Here is a 19,391-nt window from a genome sequence, read left to right as displayed (position 1 = left end):
TTTCTTGCTGCCTTGGCCAACCCTAAGGCCCTTTAAGGGCCTTAAGAGAACAATTCACACGCCGCCGAACACCGTTAAGGCCCCTTAGGGACCTTATTAACCCTCACTTTTCGGCGCAGATCCGCCAGCCGCGCGGTGCGCCTCCCCGGAAGGCATGCATACAAAAAACAGGCTCCGGGAACCCCGGAGCCTGCCCTATCTAATATTAACGCTTGCCGACCATCGCTTCCGGCTTCACGTATTCGTCGAACTGCTCCGAAGTGAGGAGGCCGCTTGCGATCGCGGATTCCTTCAGCGTCAGTCCTTTTTTGTGCGCGTTTTTCGCGATTGCCGCCGCGTTCTCGTAGCCGATGTACGGGTTCAGCGCCGTAACCAGCATGAGCGATTGCTCCAGGTTGCGCTTGATGACCGCTTCGTTTGGCTCGATGCCAACCGCGCAGTTGTCGTTGAACGAGATCATTCCGTCCGCCATCAGAGCAACGGATTGCAGGAAGTTGTAGATAATAACCGGCTTGAACACGTTAAGCTCGAAGTTGCCTTGGCTTGCCGCGAAGCCGATCGTTGCGTCGTTGCCGAACACTTGGCAAGCGGCCATGGTCAGCGCTTCGCTTTGCGTAGGGTTTACTTTGCCCGGCATAATGGAACTGCCCGGCTCGTTCTCCGGAATCGTGATCTCGCCGATGCCGCAGCGAGGACCGCTTGCCAGCCAGCGAACGTCGTTCGCGATTTTCATCAGATCCGCAGCGAGCGCTTTAACCGCGCCGTGCGCGTACACGATTTGGTCATGGCTTGTCAGCGAGTGGAATTTGTTAGGAGCCGTGATAAACGTTTTGCCCGTCAGAGCCGTTACTTCTTCCGCTACCTTCACCGCGAAGTCCGGATGAGCGTTCAGGCCCGTGCCAACCGCCGTACCGCCAAGCGCCAGCTCGCGCATTTGATCAATGCTTTGGATCAGCATCGCGCGTGTTTTCTCGAGCATGGCATGCCAGCCGCTGATTTCTTGGCCAAGCGTGATTGGAGTAGCATCCTGCAAATGCGTTCTGCCGATTTTGACGATGTTATCGAACTTCTCCATCTTCTCGACAAACGTGCCGGCCAGCACGTCGATTGCCGGGATCAGCTTGTCTTCCACGTCGATTACGCCCGCGATGTGAAGAGCTGCCGGGAACGTATCGTTCGAGCTTTGGGAACGGTTAACGTCATCGTTCGGGTGGATGCGGGCTTCGCTGCCGCGTTCGGCAAGCAATTGGTTCGCACGGTGAGCAACAACCTCGTTCACGTTCATGTTCGTTTGCGTGCCGCTGCCTGTCTGCCATACGACAAGCGGGAAATGCTCGTCCCATTTGCCGGCCAGAATCTCGTCAACCGCTTCGCCGATTACGCCGGCTTTCTCCGCGTCGAGCTTGCCCAGCTTCAGGTTTGCGTTCGCAGCCGCTTTCTTGATGATCGCCATCGCATATACGACTTGAAGCGGCATTTTTTCGCCGCTGATTTTGAAGTTTTCCAAGCTGCGTTGGGTTTGAGCCCCCCACATTCTGTCCGCAGCAACTTTAATCTCGCCCATTGTGTCTTTCTCAATCCGGTATTCCATGCTCTTTAACGGCCTCCTTCATGTTTACATGCACATAGTACTACTTTATACAAAAGCACCCGGTCATTTCAATACGATTACCGCCTCATATCCATGCCGGGACGGCATAATTTCAGGCCCAGCAAGCAAAAACGCCCCAAGAGGAAGAAGCAAAGCTCTCCATCTCCGGGACGTTTCAATCACTTACAGCCCTTTCGCGGCGCGATAGGCTTCCATATAGGCGCTTGCTTTTTGCTCGATCAGCGAGAAGTCGCCCGTTGCCACGGCATCCTTCGTCAGGTCGGAACCGATACCTACCGCAACGGCTCCAGCCTTGATCCAATCCTTCAGGTTGGAGAGCGATACGCCGCCAGTCGGCATAATGTTCGCTTGCGGCAGCGGACCTTTAATCGACGGGATAATGCTTGGCGAGAACAGGTTGCCAGGGAACAGCTTGACTACGTCAACCCCCATCTCAAGCGCGCTTTGAATTTCATGAACCGTCATCGTGCCCGGCATAACCGGAATCGCGTAACGGTTGCAAAGCTTAATCGTATCCGGGTTAAAAGCAGGCGCTACCACAAATTCCGCTCCGGCCATAATCGCCGCGCGCGCCGTTTCCGGATCAAGCACGGTGCCTACGCCGATAATCGCGAAGTTGTCCGCATCCGGCGAAGCCGTGCTGGAATACTCCTTCGACAGCTGTTCAATCGCGCGTAGCGCGAACGGTACCGTCATCGTAATTTCAATCGCTTTAATGCCGCCTTTAATGGCACGGCGCGCCATTTCGGCTACTTCCTCCGGAGAATCCGCGCGCAGAACCGCAACGACACCCGCCTCCGTTAATTGCCCAAGTACTTTCAGCTTCTTCATGAAAAATGACCTCCCATAGTCATAAGTGAAATAAACGCAAAAAGATTGAACATTCCCGCTCCATTATAGGCCTATGTTTCACATTCGGACAACCCTGCAAAAAAACTGGTTCCGTTTTTGCTTGTAAGCGGATACTTATAATATACGAGTCAGACCTACCAAGAAAGGAATGAATCCAATGACAACGCCATCCGCTTCCCATCTTATTACGCCGGGCTCCACCCTCTTCTCCCTGATGACCCGCCACAAGGGCCAGTTAATGACCGTATCGACCGCAGCCGGCGATGTACAAGGCATTCTGACGGCTTTCGACCCTGCTTACCTCACCTTGACCACGGATACGAACCAGACCAAATACGTGCTTGTCATGAATATTGCCTCATTTACCTTCGAACCGGCCTATTAATCGCTTTGCGCAAGCGAAAAGAGGGTGTTCCCGGCAGCCATAACCGGCCCCAAAGGAACACCCTCCCATTGTCTATATTTCTTTAAGCTTCCGAATAATCGATTTCGAGGAACGCTTCTACTTCCTTCTCCCAACGCTCCGCTACGAAGGCAGTATGCAGCGGATGCGCATTATAAGACTCGTAAGCCGCCTGATCGGCGAACTCCATCGAGAACCCGAACTTATAGTCATTCTTCGGGCTTACTTGACGGAAAACCCGGAACTGCCGAACCACGGGAATGGAGCTGAGAATCGCTTTGCCGTCCTCGAGAAACTGACGTTCCTGCTCCGAGCCTTCTTCATGCTTCAAGGTAAAAATAACGGAATGCTGAATCCATGTTGCGCTGGGCAAGTGCTTCCTCTCCTTTTATAACGCTATGATAGGCCAAGCCTGCCCTAAGTATATAATTAATAAGGGCGGTCGCCAAGAATGGAAATTCGTTCCGCTACGCGGCGGTTTGGATAATAATCGGAGGAGGCGTAATGCTGGGTCGAACGGTTATCCCACAGCGCGATCGAATTTTTCTCCCAATGGAAGCGCACTTGGTATTCCGGAATTTCCGCCTGACGGAACAGGTACTGAAGCAGCTTCTCCCCTTCTTCCTCAGCCAGGCCAACAATACGCGTCGTGAAAATCGGATTTACAAACAACGTCTTGCGTCCCGTCTCCGGATGCGTACGGACTACCGGATGCTCCGCCGCGGGGAATTCAGCCTGCTTCTGCGCAAGCAGCTCCGGCGGCATGTTTCGGCCAAAGGTCGGCGTAAAATCATGAATAGCGGTTAAACCGTCAATCCGCTCCTTCACGGCTTCAGGAAGGTTATCGTAAGCAGCCCCCATGTCCGCCCACAGCGTGTCTCCGCCTTGAGGAGGCACCTCGGACAACCGCAGAACGGCGCCGAGGGACGGCTCCAAGCGCCAGCTTACATCGGTATGCCAGTTGTTCTCCTGCCCTTTCATGTTCGCATCCTTCTCGAAACGGGTAATCTCGGCCGCTGCGCCCTTTGGCAGGAACGGATGATTCTCAAGCTCTCCCCATTGTTTCGCAAAATTCAGCTGCTGCTCGCTCGTAATGTCCTGATTGCGGAAGAAAAGAACCTTCCATTCCAGCAGCGCGCGGTGAAGCTCTGCCTTAACCTCCGGCGATACTTGCTCTCTGAGATCTACTCCTTCAATCTCGGCACCGATGACCGGACCTAGCGGCTTCAGCGTAAACAACGTATAAGGACGGTCTTCCAAGCCGTCGGCCAAACGCTGCAGGTAACGCGGGCCGCCTTGAATCGTGCGTTTCGCAAAAAGATCGAATTGACGGGATGTGTCTACGGTTAATTGAGTCATGGTTAATCGCTCCTTTTTAAATAAATGATTTATTGGGACAGCTTCTCAAGAAAACTCGAGTCGACATGCTCCTGGAAGCTAATCTTATTCTTAATGAAGCCGTTGCTGAGCAGGAGCTCTGCCGACTTCTGCTGGGCGTCCAGCTCTTCTTGCGAATAAGCGCGAAGACTAGGCGCGGAGCTGGCAAGCAGCGCTTTTACCACGCCCGCATCAATCTTTTTCAGATCCGCATAGATCTGCACCGCCTCGTCGTTATGGGCGTTCTGCCAATCAATCGCCTGCTTGTAAACTTTCAGGAACGCCGTGACAAGCTCCGGATTGCTCTTGGCAAAATCCGTTCTCGCGATAGCCGATACCGGTGCGGCAATGCCTTCGTTGGATCCCGCGATAACCGTCGCTTTGCCCGATGCGGTCTCCTTCGTCGTGTAAGGATCCCATGTTACCCAAGCATCCACCTTGCCGGTCTCGAAGGCCGGCAGCGCATCCTCCGGCTGCAGCGCAATCAGATTGACGTCCTTGTCGCTCAATCCGTATTTCTCCAGCACTTTGAGCAGGAACACATGCGCCGTTGTGCCTTTGGCAACCGCAATCGACTTGCCCTTCAGATCCTCGACCTTCGTGATCCCTTTATCCTTCGGCGTAATAATCGAGTTGGACAGCTTGCCGTCGCTTAGAAGAGCGATGACCTCGAAAGGCAGGTTTGCCGATAAACCGGAAATCGTTGCGCCATCCCCCAGGAAGGAGAGATCGACGCGTTTGGAAGCTAGCGACTCAAGCAGCGGAGGCCCGCTCTGGAATTCACTCCAGCTGACGTCGGCGTTAAGCGTATTGAACTCCTCCACAAGCCACCCCTTTTCCTTGGCCAGAAGCAGCGGCGACAATCCTCCGTTGATAGCTACGTTGACCGTCACATGCGGCCGTTCAGCCGTGCCTCCGTTAGCCGAAGCCGCCGATGCGGTTGAATCCTTCGACGCCTTGCCGCCGCAGCCGGCCAGCACCGTAACCAGCGCTATCACCGATAAAGCCGTCAGCGTTAAAGCCCGAAACTTGTTTCTCTTCATCATGCTTCATCTCCCTTAATGAAACTTAACTTATTTGTTTAATCGGATTTAGAGAATAAAAAAGATTCGATTCTTAACCTTCCCCTGTGATTAGGTAAAGGTTAAGAAATCGAATCTCCGGTAGACCAGTCGACTCTTCATTCTCTGCGCTCGACAAACTGATAAATTGATCAATTTGTCATTTGGTGATTTTGATCATAACAGCTGACTTTTTTGCTGTCAACCACTTTTTTCCGATTATTCCAATCCGTTTGGTTTACTTTCTTAAAACAAGCCGCAGCATGATATCGACGGCATGACCGGAAGGCTCGCCGAAGCCGCGGTAACCCCATATCGACGTGCTCTGAAACAGCGATAACAGCAGCGTTGCCAGCTCAACCGCATCCCCATCCACGATTGTGCCTTCCGTCTGCCCGTCGCGTATAATATCAGCGAGCAGATCGCGGTTAGCCTGGGCCTTCTCATTGATCTCCGCTTTCTCCTCCGGACTTAGCACCTCGGTCGCCTGCGCCTGGAGCACGACCCAGAAATGCGTGGACGTCCTGCCCTTCTGCAGATATTGTTCGATGAGCCACCTAAGCTTCTCGGGTGCGGTTCCGCCGCCGCCGCGCGCTTCGAGCAGCAGCTCGGTATACCTCTCCTGCGAGGACTGTACGAGTGCCAATAGAATCTTCTCCTTCGATTCGAAAAAATTATAAACATGGCCGTAGCTTAATCCCGCTTCGGTCGCGATATCGGATATTTTCGCTACGGCTACGCCGCGCACGGTAAAGACGGAAGCCGCTGCCGACAATATCTGATTGCGGCGCAGTTCCCTTTGCTGCTGGTCTTTGATGACGTTCCTGGCCATAATATCTGCTCCTTCGCCATGATCCTCTCAAGAGGTTCTCACACGCTCATTCCTGTTTCCTTCGCATTTCTGTTAGAATGGATAGGCATGAGCAATTTATCGGGGGTTAATAAATGGATTATATTATTCTGGACATTGAATTTAACGGACGCAAATTCGCAAGCGACCTCCCCATGGAAGTCATTGAGATTGGCGCCGTGCGGCTGAATGCCGATTTGCAGCAGACCGATATTTTTTCTTCCTTGATCAAGCCGGTCTACTTCTCCAAGCTGAATTCCTTTATTAAGAAAAAGACGGGCATTCCGCAGGAAGAGATTGATATAGCACCGAAATTTCCGCGCGTGATCGGCGAGTTCATGAAGTGGCTGGACCGCGGAGAGCCCTTTATGCTCTTTACTTGGGGCGGCGAAGACCTGAAACGGATCGTCTACGATACCCGGATGCATAAGCTGGATGACGCCTTCTGGCTCTCCATCGATTATTTCGACCTGCTGAAGGGCTATCTCCGCTATAAAAATATCACAAACGACGTTAGCGTTGAAGCCGCATTGACCGATCTTAACCTGGTCTCCGGAGGAAATGCCCACCGGGCGCTGGACGATGCGATCATGACGGCCGACGTGTTCCGCGCCATCTTCGAACACTTGGATCTCGAAGCTTACAAGCAGAAATACAAAGACCTGTACACGAATGCGAAGGAACGCCGCATGGTTAAAAACGCCGTGCGCGCCATGCGTACTCAAAAGGCAGCCCCTACATGGGAGCTGCTGGTCAGCAAGCACTTGGAGGGCAAGGTTGCCCTGACGGATCCTCGCAAGGAAGCCGAGCTGAAGGAGTATTTCGAAGCGGAGGCCGCCAAGCTTCCGCCGCGGCAGGCTCCGCCGCAGCAAAGCCCTGCCGGCAGCTAACCCTTATAGCTGTCGCGCCATTTGAGCAGGCGCCGCTCCAGTATCCGTACCAGCGAGTCCGTCAGCTTGCCGACGGCAGCAAACAGAATAATGCCGATAAACACCACCTCGGTGCGCATAAACGACCGGGCATCTTGAATCAAGTAGCCGATGCCCCGGTCGGCACCCATCAGTTCCGCCACGACAAGCACCAGCCACGCAATACTGATCGAAAGCCGAAGTCCGAGCAGCACGTTCGGCATAGCCGCCGGAAGGACAAGGCGGATCATCTGGTTCACCTGCTTGAATTCCAATACCCTCGCCACGTCAAACAGCTTGGAATCCACGTTCCGTACGCCAAGAAACGTATTTACATACAGCGGGAAAAACGCTCCCAGCGCGATTAACAGGATTTTCGAAGTCTCCCCAAACCCGAACCACAAAATAAACAGCGGCGTGATCGCAAGGAGCGGTACGGTTCGGATCATTTGAACGGTAGGATCCACGATCTCCTCTACCTTGCTGAACATGCCTACCGCAAGGCCGCAGAGCAGCCCGAGACTGCCGCCAAGCAGAAAGCCAAGCAGCGCCCGGAGCACGCTGATCTCCAGATGGCGGAACAACTCGCCGGAGACGATCATTTCGTAAAACTCTTTAATAATGGAGGATGGCGCCGGGAACAGCATGGCGTCTACGATTCCCGTGCCGCTGACGTATTGCCAGCCTCCAAGAATAACAAGCGGCAGCAGGCTGCCCATCAGCAGCTTTCTTCCCTTGAAGTCCCCTTTCTTCCTCGCGGCGCGAACAGCCGCGATCGGCTTGGAAGCCGCCGGGGACGGCGTTGCTCCTTGTAATGCTTCAGTTGCAGGATTGGACATGGTTGATCTTCCTTTCTGTGCTCCGGTTGTTTAGGGCAAGCGTTCCTTGCGGTTTGTTCGGCGCTAAGGCTTCGGTTGTTCGGTCGATTGTTCCTTTGCGGCTTGTTCGGCGCTGAGGCTTCGGTTGTTCGGTCGATTGTTCCTTGCGGTTTGTTTCTTGATTTGAATTTTTTATAGGCTGAAACAAACGCGCAATAGTCACACTCGACCAAACAACCTACGCTAGCCGCTAAACCACAATGCCACATTCAACCAAACAACCTACGCTGGCCGATACAAACACGCAAAGTCACATTCCGCCGAAACAATCTCCGCTGGACGCTTAAACAAGAGTCACAACAGGCCGATACATTCGGGCGGAGCTAAATGGTATACGTTTCTTTATCCGGCTCCTCGTGATCGAGAGCCCGGAGGATTAGAGTGCGGAGATCCTGGAAAGCAGATCCCGTTCTTTTGCGGGGGAACGGAAGATCGATCGGGACGATCGTCTTGATTCGGCCGGGACGAGGATCCAGCACGATGACCCGGTGCGACAGAAAGACCGCTTCGTCGATATCGTGGGTGACGAACAGCATCGTTGTGCGGTTTTCGCGCCAAATATCGAGCAGCGCCTCCTGCATATGGCTGCGGGTGAACGCATCCAGCGCGCCAAACGGTTCATCGAGAAGCAGCACCTTCGGATTGCGGAGCAATGCTCTTGCAATAGCGACCCGCTGCGACATGCCACCGGACAGCTGCTTCGGGTATGCTTTTTCGAAGCCTTCCAATTTGACCAGCTTAATTAGCTGATCCACCTTCTTGCGGGTCTCCGGATTGCGAAGAGACAGATCGGCCGCGATGTTGCGTTCAACCGTCAACCAAGGGAATAAGCGATGCTCCTGAAAAATAAACCCTTTCTCCTGGGAAGGCTTTTTCACTTGCTCCCCTTCAAGCAACACGCGACCTTCGATATCGACATCCAGTCCCGCTACAATCTTAAGCAGCGTGCTTTTCCCGCAGCCGCTTGGTCCTATGATCGATACAATTTCCCCTTGATTGACGGTCAGCTTCAACCGGTCCAGCACGGGAACCGCCTCGTTAGAATTACGGAACGTTTTGCTTACGTCTACAATCTCCAATAATGCCGTCGACATAGCCGGCACCTCCTCTGTTTGATTGTTTTCTTCTTAAACTTACTTTAACGCATTGGAATAGTTGGGATTAAGGCGTAAAAAAAGATCCAATGGAAGTCCATGCAGACATCTCCATTGAATCTCTGGTTGGTCCAGTCGATTCGATCTCCGTGCTACAGACTGACATTTTCGTCAATCCGTATCTGATGATAAGATCATAGCGGGTTGGGAAAAGACTGTCAATCGTTTTTTAAAGCCCATAACCAACAGTTACAAATTGCCCCGGTTGTCCGCCTGTAGTAGTATTACATGTTGGGGTTTTATACGAATTTATTGCATGGGAGAAGTATCATTCATGAATCGCGCATCCAAGTCATTCTCCGCCTACGAGCTCCTCTACGTCGTCGGCATCATCGCCATCTCGTTCTCGTCCATCTTCATCAAATGGTCCAGTGCCGAGCCTTCGGTCATCGGCATGTACCGTCTCTACCTGACCGTCCTGATTATGCTGCCGCTGGCATGGAGATATAAGCAGGAGCTGCTCTATCATACGGTTCGCCAGCTATTGCTGCTGTTCGCTTCGGGCGTTATGCTTGCCTTGCATTTCCTCTTCTGGATGTCGTCGCTGAAGCATACCACGGTGGCCAGCTCCACGATCTTCCTGGCGCTTGAACCGGTGCTTGTGATGCTGGGCTCTTATCTCATCTTCAAGACAAAAGCAAACAAAATGATGCTGCTGGGCATGGGAATTGCCATGATCGGCACGGTCATTATCGGCTCTAGCGATCTGGCCTTGTCGAAGGAAGCGTTGTACGGCGACGTCCTGTCGATTCTCGGCACGATTGCGGTAGCGCTTCATATGCTGATCGGCAAGCAGCTCCGGAGCAATACGAGCGCCTTCGCCTACAACTTCCTTGTGTTTGCCATTGCCGCGACAACGCTTGCCGTCTATAACCTTATTCAAGGCTACCGGTTTACCGGCTACAGCTCGCATGAGTGGGGCATCTTCCTGCTGCTCGCGATTGTGCCAACGCTGTTCGGCCATTATCTGTTCAACTGGCTGCTGAAGTATATGAACGCGACGGCGGTCTCCATGTCCGTGCTGGGCGAGCCGGTCATCGCTTCGCTGCTGGCCTGGGCGCTGCTCAAGGAAGCTCTAACAGGCTGGCAGTTAGGCGCGGGCATCGTGATCCTCTTCGGCGTGTGGCTGTTTATGCGCCACGGCAAAGAATAAGGTCAGATTAATTCCGCCATAATCGGAACGCAAAAAATGTATCTCCTTCCGCTGCTGTTGTCTCCCCTTTGCCTGAACAATTTATATGGTTGCAAAGGGAAGACAAAGGCAGGCGCTGACGCTCTCCAGGAGATACATTTTCCGCTTATCCTCTATTTAGCGATTAAAACGACCGCTTATCCATGCGAGCAGTAAGCCACGACCTCATCGTAGGACAGATTGCCGCCGAAAATATCCAGCGCGCTGCCGATCGTGATGTCCAGCTTGCCGTCCGTCAAACGGCGGAACAGCTCCAGATCCTCCAGCGAGCGGGCGCCGCCGGCATAAGTCGTCGGGATGGTCACCCCATCCGCCAGCTGCTTCACCAAGCTCTCCAGAATGCCTGTCCGCTTCCCTTCCACGTCTACCGCATGCACGAGAAACTCGCTGCAATACGATTCCAGCTCGCGAAGATTCGCTTCGTTCACCTGGAAGCTGCTGAAGGTCCGCCATTGGTTCGTCACGACATACCAGCTGCCGTCCTTTTGCTTGCAGCTCAAATCGATGACAAGCTTGTCCTTGCCAACCTCGGAGACAATCCGCTTCAGGTTGTCCATATTCAGCTCGCCGTCACGAAAAATATACGACGTCACAATGATGTGCGAAGCGCCCGCTTCGAGGTATTTGGCCGCATTATCCGCCGTAATTCCCCCTCCGATCTGCAGGCCCCCCGGGTATTCGCGCAAAGCGGATAACGCCGCCTCTTCATTTCCGCCGCCCAGCATAATGACGTGACCGCCGGTCAGCGCATCCCGCTTGAACATCGAAGCATAGTAAGCCGAGTCATGCTCGGACACAAAATTTTCAACCACGCGCCCTGGATTGGCATCCAGCGTTTCTCCGACAATTTGCTTCACTTTCCCGCTATGCAGGTCAATACACGGTCTGAACTTCATGCGATCTCCTCTTTCTCGTCTTTAAGTCCCTTTATTGTAACAGAACTGTCCGCCACGGCGTATGCCGCATAGGCAAAATTTTAAAGCCTTCGAGCAGACGGGCGTATGTTACACTAGAGTACGAGAGTTAATAGAGAAGGAGATTCGCGAGCGATGAAGTTTGTTTCCTGGAATGTGAACGGCCTTAGAGCCTGTGTAAATAAAGGATTTTTGGATTATTTTAACGAGATGGATGCGGATTTCTTCTGCCTGCAGGAGACAAAGCTTCAGGAAGGACAGATCCGGCTGGAGCTTGGCGAAGCCTATCATTTATTCTGGCATTACGCCGAGAAAAAGGGGTACTCCGGGACCGCGATTTTCACGAAGCATAAGCCTCTGTCCGTAAGCTACGGCCTGGGCGAAGAAGACGAGGACAACGAGGGGCGGGTCATTACGCTTGAGTACGAGAGCTTCTATCTCGTAACGGTGTACACGCCTAACGCCAGACGGGACCTGTCGAGGCTGGAATTCCGGCTGGCTTGGGAAGACATGTTTAGAGGTTATCTCACTAAGCTGGATGAACGTAAACCTGTGATCGTATGCGGAGATTTAAACGTGGCTCATCAGGAAATCGATCTGAAAAATGCGAAGTCGAACCGCGGCAACTCCGGCTTCACGGACGAGGAACGGGAGAAAATGACGCGTCTGCTTGACGCCGGATTTATCGACTCCTTCCGCTACCTGTATCCGGACCGGACGGATGCGTACACCTGGTGGTCTTTTATGCCGAAGATCAGAGAACGGAATGTCGGCTGGCGCATCGACTATTTCCTAGCATCCGCAAGACTTGCCCCGGCCATTGTTGATGCCGGCATCGATTCTCAGATTCTCGGCAGCGACCATTGCCCGGTTGTTCTGACCCTCAACATGGAAAAAGGACATCAAGCTTAACGCTTAATGTCCCAATCCTGCACATCAATAAACATGCCGTAGTCGGAAGGATGTACGCCGGTGACGGCATGATTAACAACCCCCAGGGAACGGGTCGCGTAAATGGACAGCATCGGTACGTCTTTCGCCATAATTTGCTGCAGCCTGCTGTAAGTCCGCTTCATATCCGCCTCCCGGGTCTCTGATTTCAGCGCAGCAAGCAGCTTGTCCACTTCTGGATTTCGGTATCCGTTAGGATTCCCCTCCTGCAGGAAATAGCTTACGTCAGGCAGAGGATTAACGAGCGACATCGAGACTGTCATTACGCCAAGATCGTAGTCCTTTTCGACGATTTTATGGATAAGCGGGGCTAGATTAATCACTTGAATCTCGGCGTCTATTCCAACATCCTTTAAATCATTGGCTGCCATTTGAGCTGCCTGCTCCAGCGTGCTGTCCCCGGACAAGACGGATAACGTCAGCTTCGTACCGGGCACCCAGCCTGACTCGGCGAGCAGGCTTTTTGCCTTGTCCGGATCGTATTCCGCCTGTTTGACCGACGGGTCAAGGTAAGGACTGTAGCTGGTGAACAAGCCGTCGACCGTCTCTCCCGCCCCCCGGAGCAAATCGTTTACGATCCTCTCCCGGTTAATCGCGTAAGAGATCGCTTGCCTTTGCCTGGCATCCGGCAGCTCTTGTTCATTGATATACATGAATTGGGTCGTAATGGATGGCCCGTTAACAGCCGTCACATTCGGGAGCGATTTGATTTTACCGTAGTCGTTAATAGGGATAACCCCAAACGACGGGATATTGAGATCAACATCCCCGCTTTCGAACTGATCGGCAAGCGCCTCGTCCTTCACTATTTTAAAGTTCAACCGGCCGATTCTTGGGGCTCCCTTGAAATAAGCAGCGTTTGCCTTCATCTGCACAAGCTGATCCCGCTCATAGCTGTCGAACCGATAAGGACCGCTGACGACAGCCGATTTTTGCACGAAATCACCGTTTCTGAGTTGATCAACCTGCACACTTTCAAGCGCCTTTTTCGGCAGCGTAAACAAGTTCCGCCCTATGGTATCCTGCACAATGGTTAACGTTGTTGGCTCTTTGGTCTTAATCGTCAACGTATGCTTGTCCACGGCTCGAACGCCGGCCAATGCAGACTTTCCTTCCAGCTTGAAGCCTGTTGAATCCGTCCCCTCTATGATGGCAAACATATACGCATAACTTGATGCAATCTCCCTGCTTGTCATCAGCTCCAGCGTAAAAACAACATCGTCCGCGGTGACAGGACTCCCGTCGCTCCATTCGGCGGACGGATTCAGATTGACCGTAAATAACCTATGGTCCATTGTTGTAATGGAATCGGCCAGCATTGGCTTAAAGGTCAAGTCCTGATCGAGTTCAAAAAGCGGCAAATACATTAAACCGGAAATATAAGAAGAGACCTGTCCAACAGGCGACAAGGGATTAAGAGTATTTGGCGAGTACGTTACTCCGATATTAACGGTTTTGGACGAGGAGATCGGCTTCATGGATAGTTCCGTGCTACTGCATGCCGATAGGATAAACAGCATGCCTAATAGCAGTCCTAACAGGGAGCGCATACGACTAAAGTTATGCAAGCTAGCGTCACTCCTCTTCAACAATCCACGCGTAAACGACTGCCGAAAGCATGCGTTTCGCGAAGGATTCTTCTTCCTATAGTTTACCACTATATGTCTAATCGTGGAATCTATCCCTGAATCGGCTTGGCGATTCTCCGGTCCAGCGCTTGAACTGTCTGCTGAAATGGGCAATATTGTTGTAGCCGAGTCTCGCGGAGATCTCTTCGACGGACAGCTCGGGATCCATCAGCATCAGCTTTGCCTTCCTCAGCATAATCGTGGATAAATATTGCCTCGGGGATACGCCAAAGGACCTAGTAAACAAACGGTTAACCGACGAGGTGCTATACCCGACCGCAGCGGCAATCGAGGTGATCGTATCCTTGTCATTTATATGGCCGGGGGAAGCCGTACCGTCCAGCGCCTCCTCCAGCATGACGGCAACTCGCGAGGCCAGCTCGGAGCTTCTAAGGCCGGGAGGGTCCTGATTCAGCTTGGACAACGTACCGCTAAGGGCGGCGAACAGCTCGAATAATGCAGACAGGACATGCATGCGGGCTTCCGTTCGCAGCACCGCTTCTTGCGAAACCGTTAATCCGATAAGCTTATTTAATGCAGGCCTTATAGCCACCGCCAGCTCGCTGTCCGCAGGGTAGAAGCATCTCGGGCTCCTGTTGAGCAGCTCTCGGAACGAAGGCTCGTCCACGTCAAAATGAAGACAATAATACGTCATGTCTCCTTCCCCCGACACCCGGCTTTCGTGTTGGTCTCCTGGCCTGAATAACAGCAGGTCCCCTGCTTGCTGCGTGTAGCTTGTCCGTTCAACGCTAAACTGCTGGGTACCCGTCAGCACGAGATTGATTTCGAACATCGGATGCTTATGCAGGGGATAACTCCAATCCGGCTCCACGGTCCGGGAATGGGCCCCAAACACGCGAAAGGTCGAGTCCATGTCGGGCAGCATATACTCTTTTTTCTGACGATCTTTTTGCTCCATTTCCTTCTCCTCTCCAGTGTCGCCATCAGCTTAATCGATTTGGGTAAATAGTATCCCGCTATGGATATGGGATAACCTGAAGACCCTTGATAATATAGAGATATTATAACATATCAGCAAGTGAAGCTCTGTGATCAAGAAGGGTAATTTCTAAGTAATCCCAGTCTTCCTAATAGCATATTTGCTGACCTGACGAGAGGAGAATTTTGTCGAAATGGCTACTATTACGAATCCTATTCTGCCGGGCTTTAATCCGGATCCTTGCATTTGCCGCGTAGGCGAAGATTATTATATTGCGGTATCGACCTTCGAGTGGTTTCCGGGCGTGGGAATTTACCATTCCAAGGATCTGAAACACTGGCGGCTTGCGTCCCGTCCGCTGAACCGTCTAAGCCAGCTGAACATGACGGGCAATCCGGATTCCGGCGGTATTTGGGCGCCTCAATTGTCGTACAGCGACAATCAATTCTGGCTGATCTACACCGACGTGAAGGTTGTCGAAGGCCAATGGAAGGATTGCCACAACTACCTCGTTACCTGCGATACGATTGACGGCGAATGGTCTGAGCCGATTCCTATGAACAGCTCCGGCTTTGACCCTTCCCTCTTCCATGACGAGGACGGTAAAAAATATTTCGTGAATATGCTGTGGGATCAGCGCGTGGGCAATCATCCGTTCTACGGGATCGTGCTGCAGGAGTATGATGCGGCTGAACAGCGTCTGGTCGGCAAAGCGGAGGTGATCTTCAAAGGCACCGACATTAAGCTGACCGAAGCACCGCATTTGTATAAAATCAACGGCTATTACTACCTGCTGACCGCTGAGGGCGGCACAAAATACGACCATCAGGCGACCATTGCGCGTTCCAAGGATATTCGCGGACCCTATGAGGTTCACCCGGAAAATCCGCTCATCTCCTCGCACGCTCATCCGCGGATTGCGCTGCAAAAAGCGGGACATGCTTCGATCGTCCAGACGCATACGGATGAGTGGTTCCTTGTCCATCTGGTGGGACGCCCGCTCTCCCGTGAAGGACAACCGCTGCTCGATCCGCGCGGCTATTGCCCGCTTGGCAGAGAGACCGCGATTCAACGTCTTGAATGGCATAACGATTGGCCGTACGTGGTTGGCGGCAATAAACCGTCCTTGACCATTGAAGGACCAAACATCGAAGAGGTCGTGTGGGGACCGGACTTCCCGGAGAAGGACGATTTCGATTCCGAGACGCTTAACCCGCATTTCCAGACGCTGCGTATTCCGCTTGGCGAGAAGATTGTCTCCTTGAAGGACAACCCGGGCCATCTGCGCATCTACGGAAAAGAATCGCTCACTTCGAAGTTCACTCAGGCATTCGTTGCCCGCCGTTGGCAGCATTTCAACTTCACCGCGGAGACGAAGGTTGCCTTCAACCCAAGTACGTTCCAGCAATCCGCGGGTCTCGTGAACTATTACAATACGCAGAACTGGACGTCCTGCCAGATTACCCGGCATGAAGAGAAAGGCAGGATTCTGGAGCTGGTTGCTTGCGATAACTTCTCGTTCTCGCAGCCGCTGCAAGGCTCCGAGGTTGTTATCCCGGACAGCGTGGAGTACGTATTCCTCCGCGTTGAGGTTACGGAGCTGACGTACCGCTACTCCTATTCGTTCGACGGCGACAGCTGGACAACGCTGCCGGTCACCTTCGAGTCGCATAAGCTGTCGGATGATTATATCCAAGGCGGCGGCTTCTTCACCGGCGCATTTGTCGGCATGCAATGCCAGGATACCTCGGGCAGAGGTTTGCATGCGGACTTTGACTATTTTGTTTATAAAGACATCTAAAACCTGGAGTTAACAACTAAGCTCGTCATGGCGGGGGTTGGAGACAAGTGCGCTCGTCATGGCGGTAAAAGTTCTCCTTCCGGTTCACCGGAATTTCGCAACATCTAGTTCGTTGCCGAAATTCGGTGTGGCTGTTGCCCTCCGGGCAAAGGCAGACGCTCCGCTCCTCCAGGAGAAACTTTTACCTCTATTCCTCGCCGCCCGTTGTCTTATTTTTTGGGGGACCGAAAGAAAAGGAAGGCCGCTTTAATGGGCCTTCCTTTCGTTATTTGTAATGCCTTATTTTATATACAGTAAACATACCTAAGCCCGGTTTATAGACCTGAGATACTTTTTTTCCATCACCATAAAACAATATGTAATCACCGTTAAGTAACAGGGAAACCTTTTCGTCTGATCCTAACGTGATTTGTAACCTTGGCGGCCCACCCTTTGGAGCTGGTCCATAGTACCGGGTAACATCCTTCTTTGATAACTTCTTGAAGAAATCAATAAAATTACTTATCTCATCTTCAGTAAGATGAGATCTCTTATTGTGCGGACTAGTAATATCGGCCGATTTAATCTTTTCTGTAATTAAAGGGCCGATTTCCCCTAGATAACTGATGTCTCTATGCATAGGTTGAGCGGCAAGCACTCCACCGCTTCTAGCTGACTCGACGCATAAGACCGCAACTGCAAAGGCTAGAATGATTGAAAATAAACGCTTATGTATTGTCTTCATATTCTTACCCCGCAATTTTTTATTTACATAGTATTTCTTGCTATTGTCAGGGCATTCATTTACTTTGAAATAAAGAGTTTTAAAAGGAATGATGAGACAATGACAAGAGACGATTTGAAAAGACTCATTGAACGCCGCGAAGAAGGCCGGGCAAAGCAGGATCAAGGGATTCTAAGCGAAGTACGCGAGCAATTATTAGAGTTGCTTGGCCATTATCCCGATGATGCGGAAATTAATTACCAAATGGGGATCGCCTGCGATAACTCCGGTCTCGGTAATAAGGCGATTCCCTATTACGAACGAGCAATTGAATTAGGGTTATCCGGTCCTGACCTGGAAAGATGCCTGATGGGACTGGGGAGTACCTACCGTTATTGGGGACAATACGACAAAGCCGTCGAGACTTTGCGGAGAGGCATGAAGGAATTCCCCGGGAACCGCGCCATTCAAGTATTTCTGGCCATGGCCCTGTATAATAGCCACAGCTATAAGGAAAGCGTGGGACTTCTGATCACGAACCTGATGGAAAGCACCACCGACGAAAAGCTTCATTACTTCAAACGCGGAATATTGGCTTACAATGAAGATCTTGACGAAACCGCGGAATAAACAGAAGGCTATCGTCGAGCAGCGTTTTATCATTGCAATCATTCATTGAAGCATACCTTTTCAAGCCCTCGAATTATTCGGGGGTCTCTTCCTCTTTTGAGAGAACCTTTTTTTTCAATTCGACTACCTTAGTTTTCAAGAGCCTGTCCCCTAGTCTTCTCCCCGTGATAATGAAAAACAAAAGTTCAAGGGGCCACAATATCAAAAGTACATTTCTAAAAAAAAGCCTGATGATCCCCGGGGTATGTTGAACATTGGATTGATCCCTTACACCTATCCCTACGATTCGTTTCCCGATGCTTCTGCCGTCTATAAGATCTCTGTTATAGAAAACAAACAGAACCAGGAACAGAAGCGGATAAAAGATTTCAAAAGGTCTATTAGAGTTTTCTTCAGTCGAATTTAAATTGATGAGGATACTAATTGGAACAAAAATAAGCAGAACCAAGATATAATCAATAAAAAATGCCAATAGTCTATTCCTCTTCATTACTGCCCCTGCTTTCAACGTTAAGTTGTGATGGTTTCTAGAAAAATACGGTATAAAGCAAATAATATCCTACTTATCGCGCAATAAGAAGCCAAATAAAAAAGCTGTCCCCTTGCGGCGGGAGACAGCCCCGGTTAAACCATGGAATTCGCGATTTTCAGCAAGGTTTCCGGCTTGTATTTGACCTTCAAATATTTCTTGTTGCCGATGCCAAGCATATACTGCATCCCATTTTTCTGAAACCTCAACTCATAGCCTAAATCATAATTCACTCTGTAAAGCGCCTTGGTTCCGTCTTTCAGCGTGTAGTACACATCATCTTTATCAAACTTGAAGCGATCCAAATCCACGGTTACGGGAGACGCTTTAACCTTGAAAAAACCGTTTATTTCATCGTTCCGATACAACAGCTCGATTGAGCTGTCCTCCTCGATGTAGCCATGAAATTCAGTCACCTTCTTAAAAGGCAGCTCGGTTGGCGCTAAGAGATGACGCTTGAATTTGTATTGATATTCTCTTATTAAGCGAGCCTCTTCCGCCAGCGGGTTGAATCCCTCGTATAAAACACGGATCTGCGTAATACGGCCGTAATTAACCGACAACTCCCAGATATAAGCCAGTCGCTCGGTTTTTCGTTTCTCGTCATAAAGGTTCACCATAAGGACTTGCACTCCGCTTATAGGCGAGGGTACAAGCTGATAGCTTTGCGCGGAAACATGTTCCGGTATCTCGGGAATACGCACATAATCTTGATCGATGCAGCTTTGTGCTTTTTTATAGTCATTGCGCGTAATGGCCTTGGCGAATTCAACAGCGGGGTCGTTCTCTTTCGCAAAAGCAGGCGTCCCGAATAGATAAGTAAATCCGAGAATTATCGCAATTGTCCATATCCACTTTTTCAATAGCAAACACCTCAATGTTGGGATATTATATTTATTCCCACTATAAGGATTTAAATATGCTCTTGCGATTCTATGGCAAGCGCCCAAATTTTATCGCCCTTCCCATTCCTCGCGCAAATCCGAATGGAATCGTAGTACTCGCCAT

General features: G+C 51.4%; 20 protein-coding genes. 6 read left to right on the top strand and 14 right to left on the bottom strand.

Annotated elements, in window-relative coordinates:
* Window positions 1-205 precede the first annotated feature (205 nt).
* Together fumC and EV294_RS20080 are read right to left on the bottom strand one after the other, a co-directional pair.
* The gene (fumC, locus tag EV294_RS20085; RefSeq protein ID WP_132310008.1) at window positions 206-1,591 is read right to left on the bottom strand and encodes a class II fumarate hydratase; all 1,386 of its coding nucleotides are present in this window, start codon (window positions 1,589-1,591) and stop codon (window positions 206-208) included.
* Window positions 1,592-1,774: 183 nt separating this feature from the next.
* Entirely contained in the window at window positions 1,775-2,443 is a 669-nt protein-coding gene (locus tag EV294_RS20080; RefSeq protein WP_132310007.1) for a bifunctional 2-keto-4-hydroxyglutarate aldolase/2-keto-3-deoxy-6-phosphogluconate aldolase, read from the bottom strand.
* 178 nt (window positions 2,444-2,621) lie between these two features.
* Between EV294_RS20080 and EV294_RS20075 the strand changes: the two genes are divergently transcribed.
* Window positions 2,622-2,849, top strand: coding sequence for a DUF2642 domain-containing protein (locus EV294_RS20075; protein WP_162862767.1), 228 nt, complete (start codon window positions 2,622-2,624; stop codon window positions 2,847-2,849).
* A gap of 82 nt (window positions 2,850-2,931) precedes the next feature.
* Here the strand turns inward: EV294_RS20075 and EV294_RS20070 are convergent, their stop codons facing one another.
* The 4 genes from EV294_RS20070 to EV294_RS20055 form a co-directional block, all read right to left on the bottom strand.
* The gene (locus EV294_RS20070) at window positions 2,932-3,240 is read right to left on the bottom strand and encodes a Dabb family protein (RefSeq protein WP_132310005.1); all 309 of its coding nucleotides are present in this window, start codon (window positions 3,238-3,240) and stop codon (window positions 2,932-2,934) included.
* A gap of 56 nt (window positions 3,241-3,296) precedes the next feature.
* Window positions 3,297-4,226, bottom strand: a complete 930-nt coding sequence (locus tag EV294_RS20065; protein WP_132310004.1) for a TauD/TfdA dioxygenase family protein — start codon at window positions 4,224-4,226, stop codon at window positions 3,297-3,299.
* 29 nt (window positions 4,227-4,255) lie between these two features.
* On the bottom strand, window positions 4,256-5,290 hold the full coding sequence (locus EV294_RS20060; RefSeq protein ID WP_243711727.1) for an aliphatic sulfonate ABC transporter substrate-binding protein: 1,035 nt from the start codon (window positions 5,288-5,290) through the stop codon (window positions 4,256-4,258).
* A gap of 253 nt (window positions 5,291-5,543) precedes the next feature.
* Window positions 5,544-6,137 carry a TetR/AcrR family transcriptional regulator gene (locus EV294_RS20055; RefSeq protein ID WP_132310002.1) on the bottom strand — a complete coding sequence of 198 codons (594 nt, stop codon included), beginning with the start codon at window positions 6,135-6,137 and terminating at the stop codon, window positions 5,544-5,546.
* 113 nt (window positions 6,138-6,250) lie between these two features.
* On the opposite strand from EV294_RS20055, the gene EV294_RS20050 reads away from it, so the two are divergent.
* Window positions 6,251-7,045, top strand: a complete 795-nt coding sequence (locus EV294_RS20050) for a 3'-5' exonuclease (protein ID WP_132310001.1) — start codon at window positions 6,251-6,253, stop codon at window positions 7,043-7,045.
* On the opposite strand, the gene EV294_RS20045 is transcribed toward EV294_RS20050, so the two are convergent.
* Together EV294_RS20045 and EV294_RS20040 are read right to left on the bottom strand one after the other, a co-directional pair.
* Complete coding sequence (locus EV294_RS20045; protein ID WP_132309999.1) at window positions 7,042-7,902, bottom strand: ABC transporter permease; 861 nt, start codon at window positions 7,900-7,902, stop codon at window positions 7,042-7,044. The genes EV294_RS20050 and EV294_RS20045 overlap by 4 nt on opposite strands.
* Before the next feature lie 362 nt (window positions 7,903-8,264).
* Entirely contained in the window at window positions 8,265-9,035 is a 771-nt protein-coding gene (locus EV294_RS20040) for an ABC transporter ATP-binding protein (RefSeq protein ID WP_132309998.1), read from the bottom strand.
* Between the two features lie 334 nt (window positions 9,036-9,369).
* Between EV294_RS20040 and EV294_RS20035 the strand changes: the two genes are divergently transcribed.
* Window positions 9,370-10,248, top strand: coding sequence for a DMT family transporter (locus EV294_RS20035; protein ID WP_132309996.1), 879 nt, complete (start codon window positions 9,370-9,372; stop codon window positions 10,246-10,248).
* A gap of 176 nt (window positions 10,249-10,424) precedes the next feature.
* Here the strand turns inward: EV294_RS20035 and hisA are convergent, their stop codons facing one another.
* A complete protein-coding gene (gene hisA / locus EV294_RS20030) occupies window positions 10,425-11,183 on the bottom strand; it encodes a phosphoribosylformimino-5-aminoimidazole carboxamide ribotide isomerase (protein ID WP_132309995.1) in 759 nt (252 codons plus the stop codon).
* 153 nt (window positions 11,184-11,336) lie between these two features.
* Between hisA and EV294_RS20025 the strand changes: the two genes are divergently transcribed.
* Window positions 11,337-12,113, top strand: a complete 777-nt coding sequence (locus EV294_RS20025; protein WP_132309993.1) for an exodeoxyribonuclease III — start codon at window positions 11,337-11,339, stop codon at window positions 12,111-12,113.
* On the opposite strand, the gene EV294_RS20020 is transcribed toward EV294_RS20025, so the two are convergent.
* Together EV294_RS20020 and EV294_RS20015 are read right to left on the bottom strand one after the other, a co-directional pair.
* Window positions 12,110-13,720, bottom strand: coding sequence for an ABC transporter substrate-binding protein (locus EV294_RS20020; protein ID WP_132309992.1), 1,611 nt, complete (start codon window positions 13,718-13,720; stop codon window positions 12,110-12,112). The two genes, EV294_RS20025 and EV294_RS20020, sit on opposite strands and share 4 nt — an antisense overlap.
* A gap of 97 nt (window positions 13,721-13,817) precedes the next feature.
* Entirely contained in the window at window positions 13,818-14,699 is an 882-nt protein-coding gene (locus EV294_RS20015; protein WP_132309990.1) for an AraC family transcriptional regulator, read from the bottom strand.
* 214 nt (window positions 14,700-14,913) lie between these two features.
* On the opposite strand from EV294_RS20015, the gene EV294_RS20010 reads away from it, so the two are divergent.
* Window positions 14,914-16,521: a glycoside hydrolase family 43 protein gene (locus EV294_RS20010; RefSeq protein WP_132309989.1), complete on the top strand. Its 1,608-nt coding sequence runs from the start codon at window positions 14,914-14,916 to the stop codon at window positions 16,519-16,521.
* A gap of 265 nt (window positions 16,522-16,786) precedes the next feature.
* Here EV294_RS20010 and EV294_RS20005 read toward each other — a convergent pair whose 3' ends face one another.
* Window positions 16,787-17,245, bottom strand: a complete 459-nt coding sequence (locus tag EV294_RS20005) for a hypothetical protein (RefSeq protein WP_132309988.1) — start codon at window positions 17,243-17,245, stop codon at window positions 16,787-16,789.
* 99 nt (window positions 17,246-17,344) lie between these two features.
* On the opposite strand from EV294_RS20005, the gene EV294_RS20000 reads away from it, so the two are divergent.
* Complete coding sequence (locus EV294_RS20000; RefSeq protein WP_132309987.1) at window positions 17,345-17,854, top strand: tetratricopeptide repeat protein; 510 nt, start codon at window positions 17,345-17,347, stop codon at window positions 17,852-17,854.
* Between the two features lie 73 nt (window positions 17,855-17,927).
* On the opposite strand, the gene EV294_RS31125 is transcribed toward EV294_RS20000, so the two are convergent.
* Both EV294_RS31125 and EV294_RS19990 read right to left on the bottom strand, forming a co-directional pair.
* A complete protein-coding gene (locus tag EV294_RS31125) occupies window positions 17,928-18,344 on the bottom strand; it encodes an RDD family protein (protein ID WP_132309986.1) in 417 nt (138 codons plus the stop codon).
* Between the two features lie 134 nt (window positions 18,345-18,478).
* Window positions 18,479-19,246 (bottom strand): hypothetical protein, encoded by a 768-nt coding sequence (locus tag EV294_RS19990; protein WP_132309985.1) that lies wholly within the window; start codon window positions 19,244-19,246, stop codon window positions 18,479-18,481.
* Window positions 19,247-19,391 lie beyond the last annotated feature (145 nt).

It is taken from the genome of Paenibacillus sp. BK033 (assembly GCF_004345425.1).
Lineage (GTDB): Bacteria > Bacillota > Bacilli > Paenibacillales > Paenibacillaceae > Pristimantibacillus.
The sequence above is the reverse complement of the archived record's forward strand: the minus strand, read 5'-3'. Positions and strand labels throughout refer to the sequence as shown.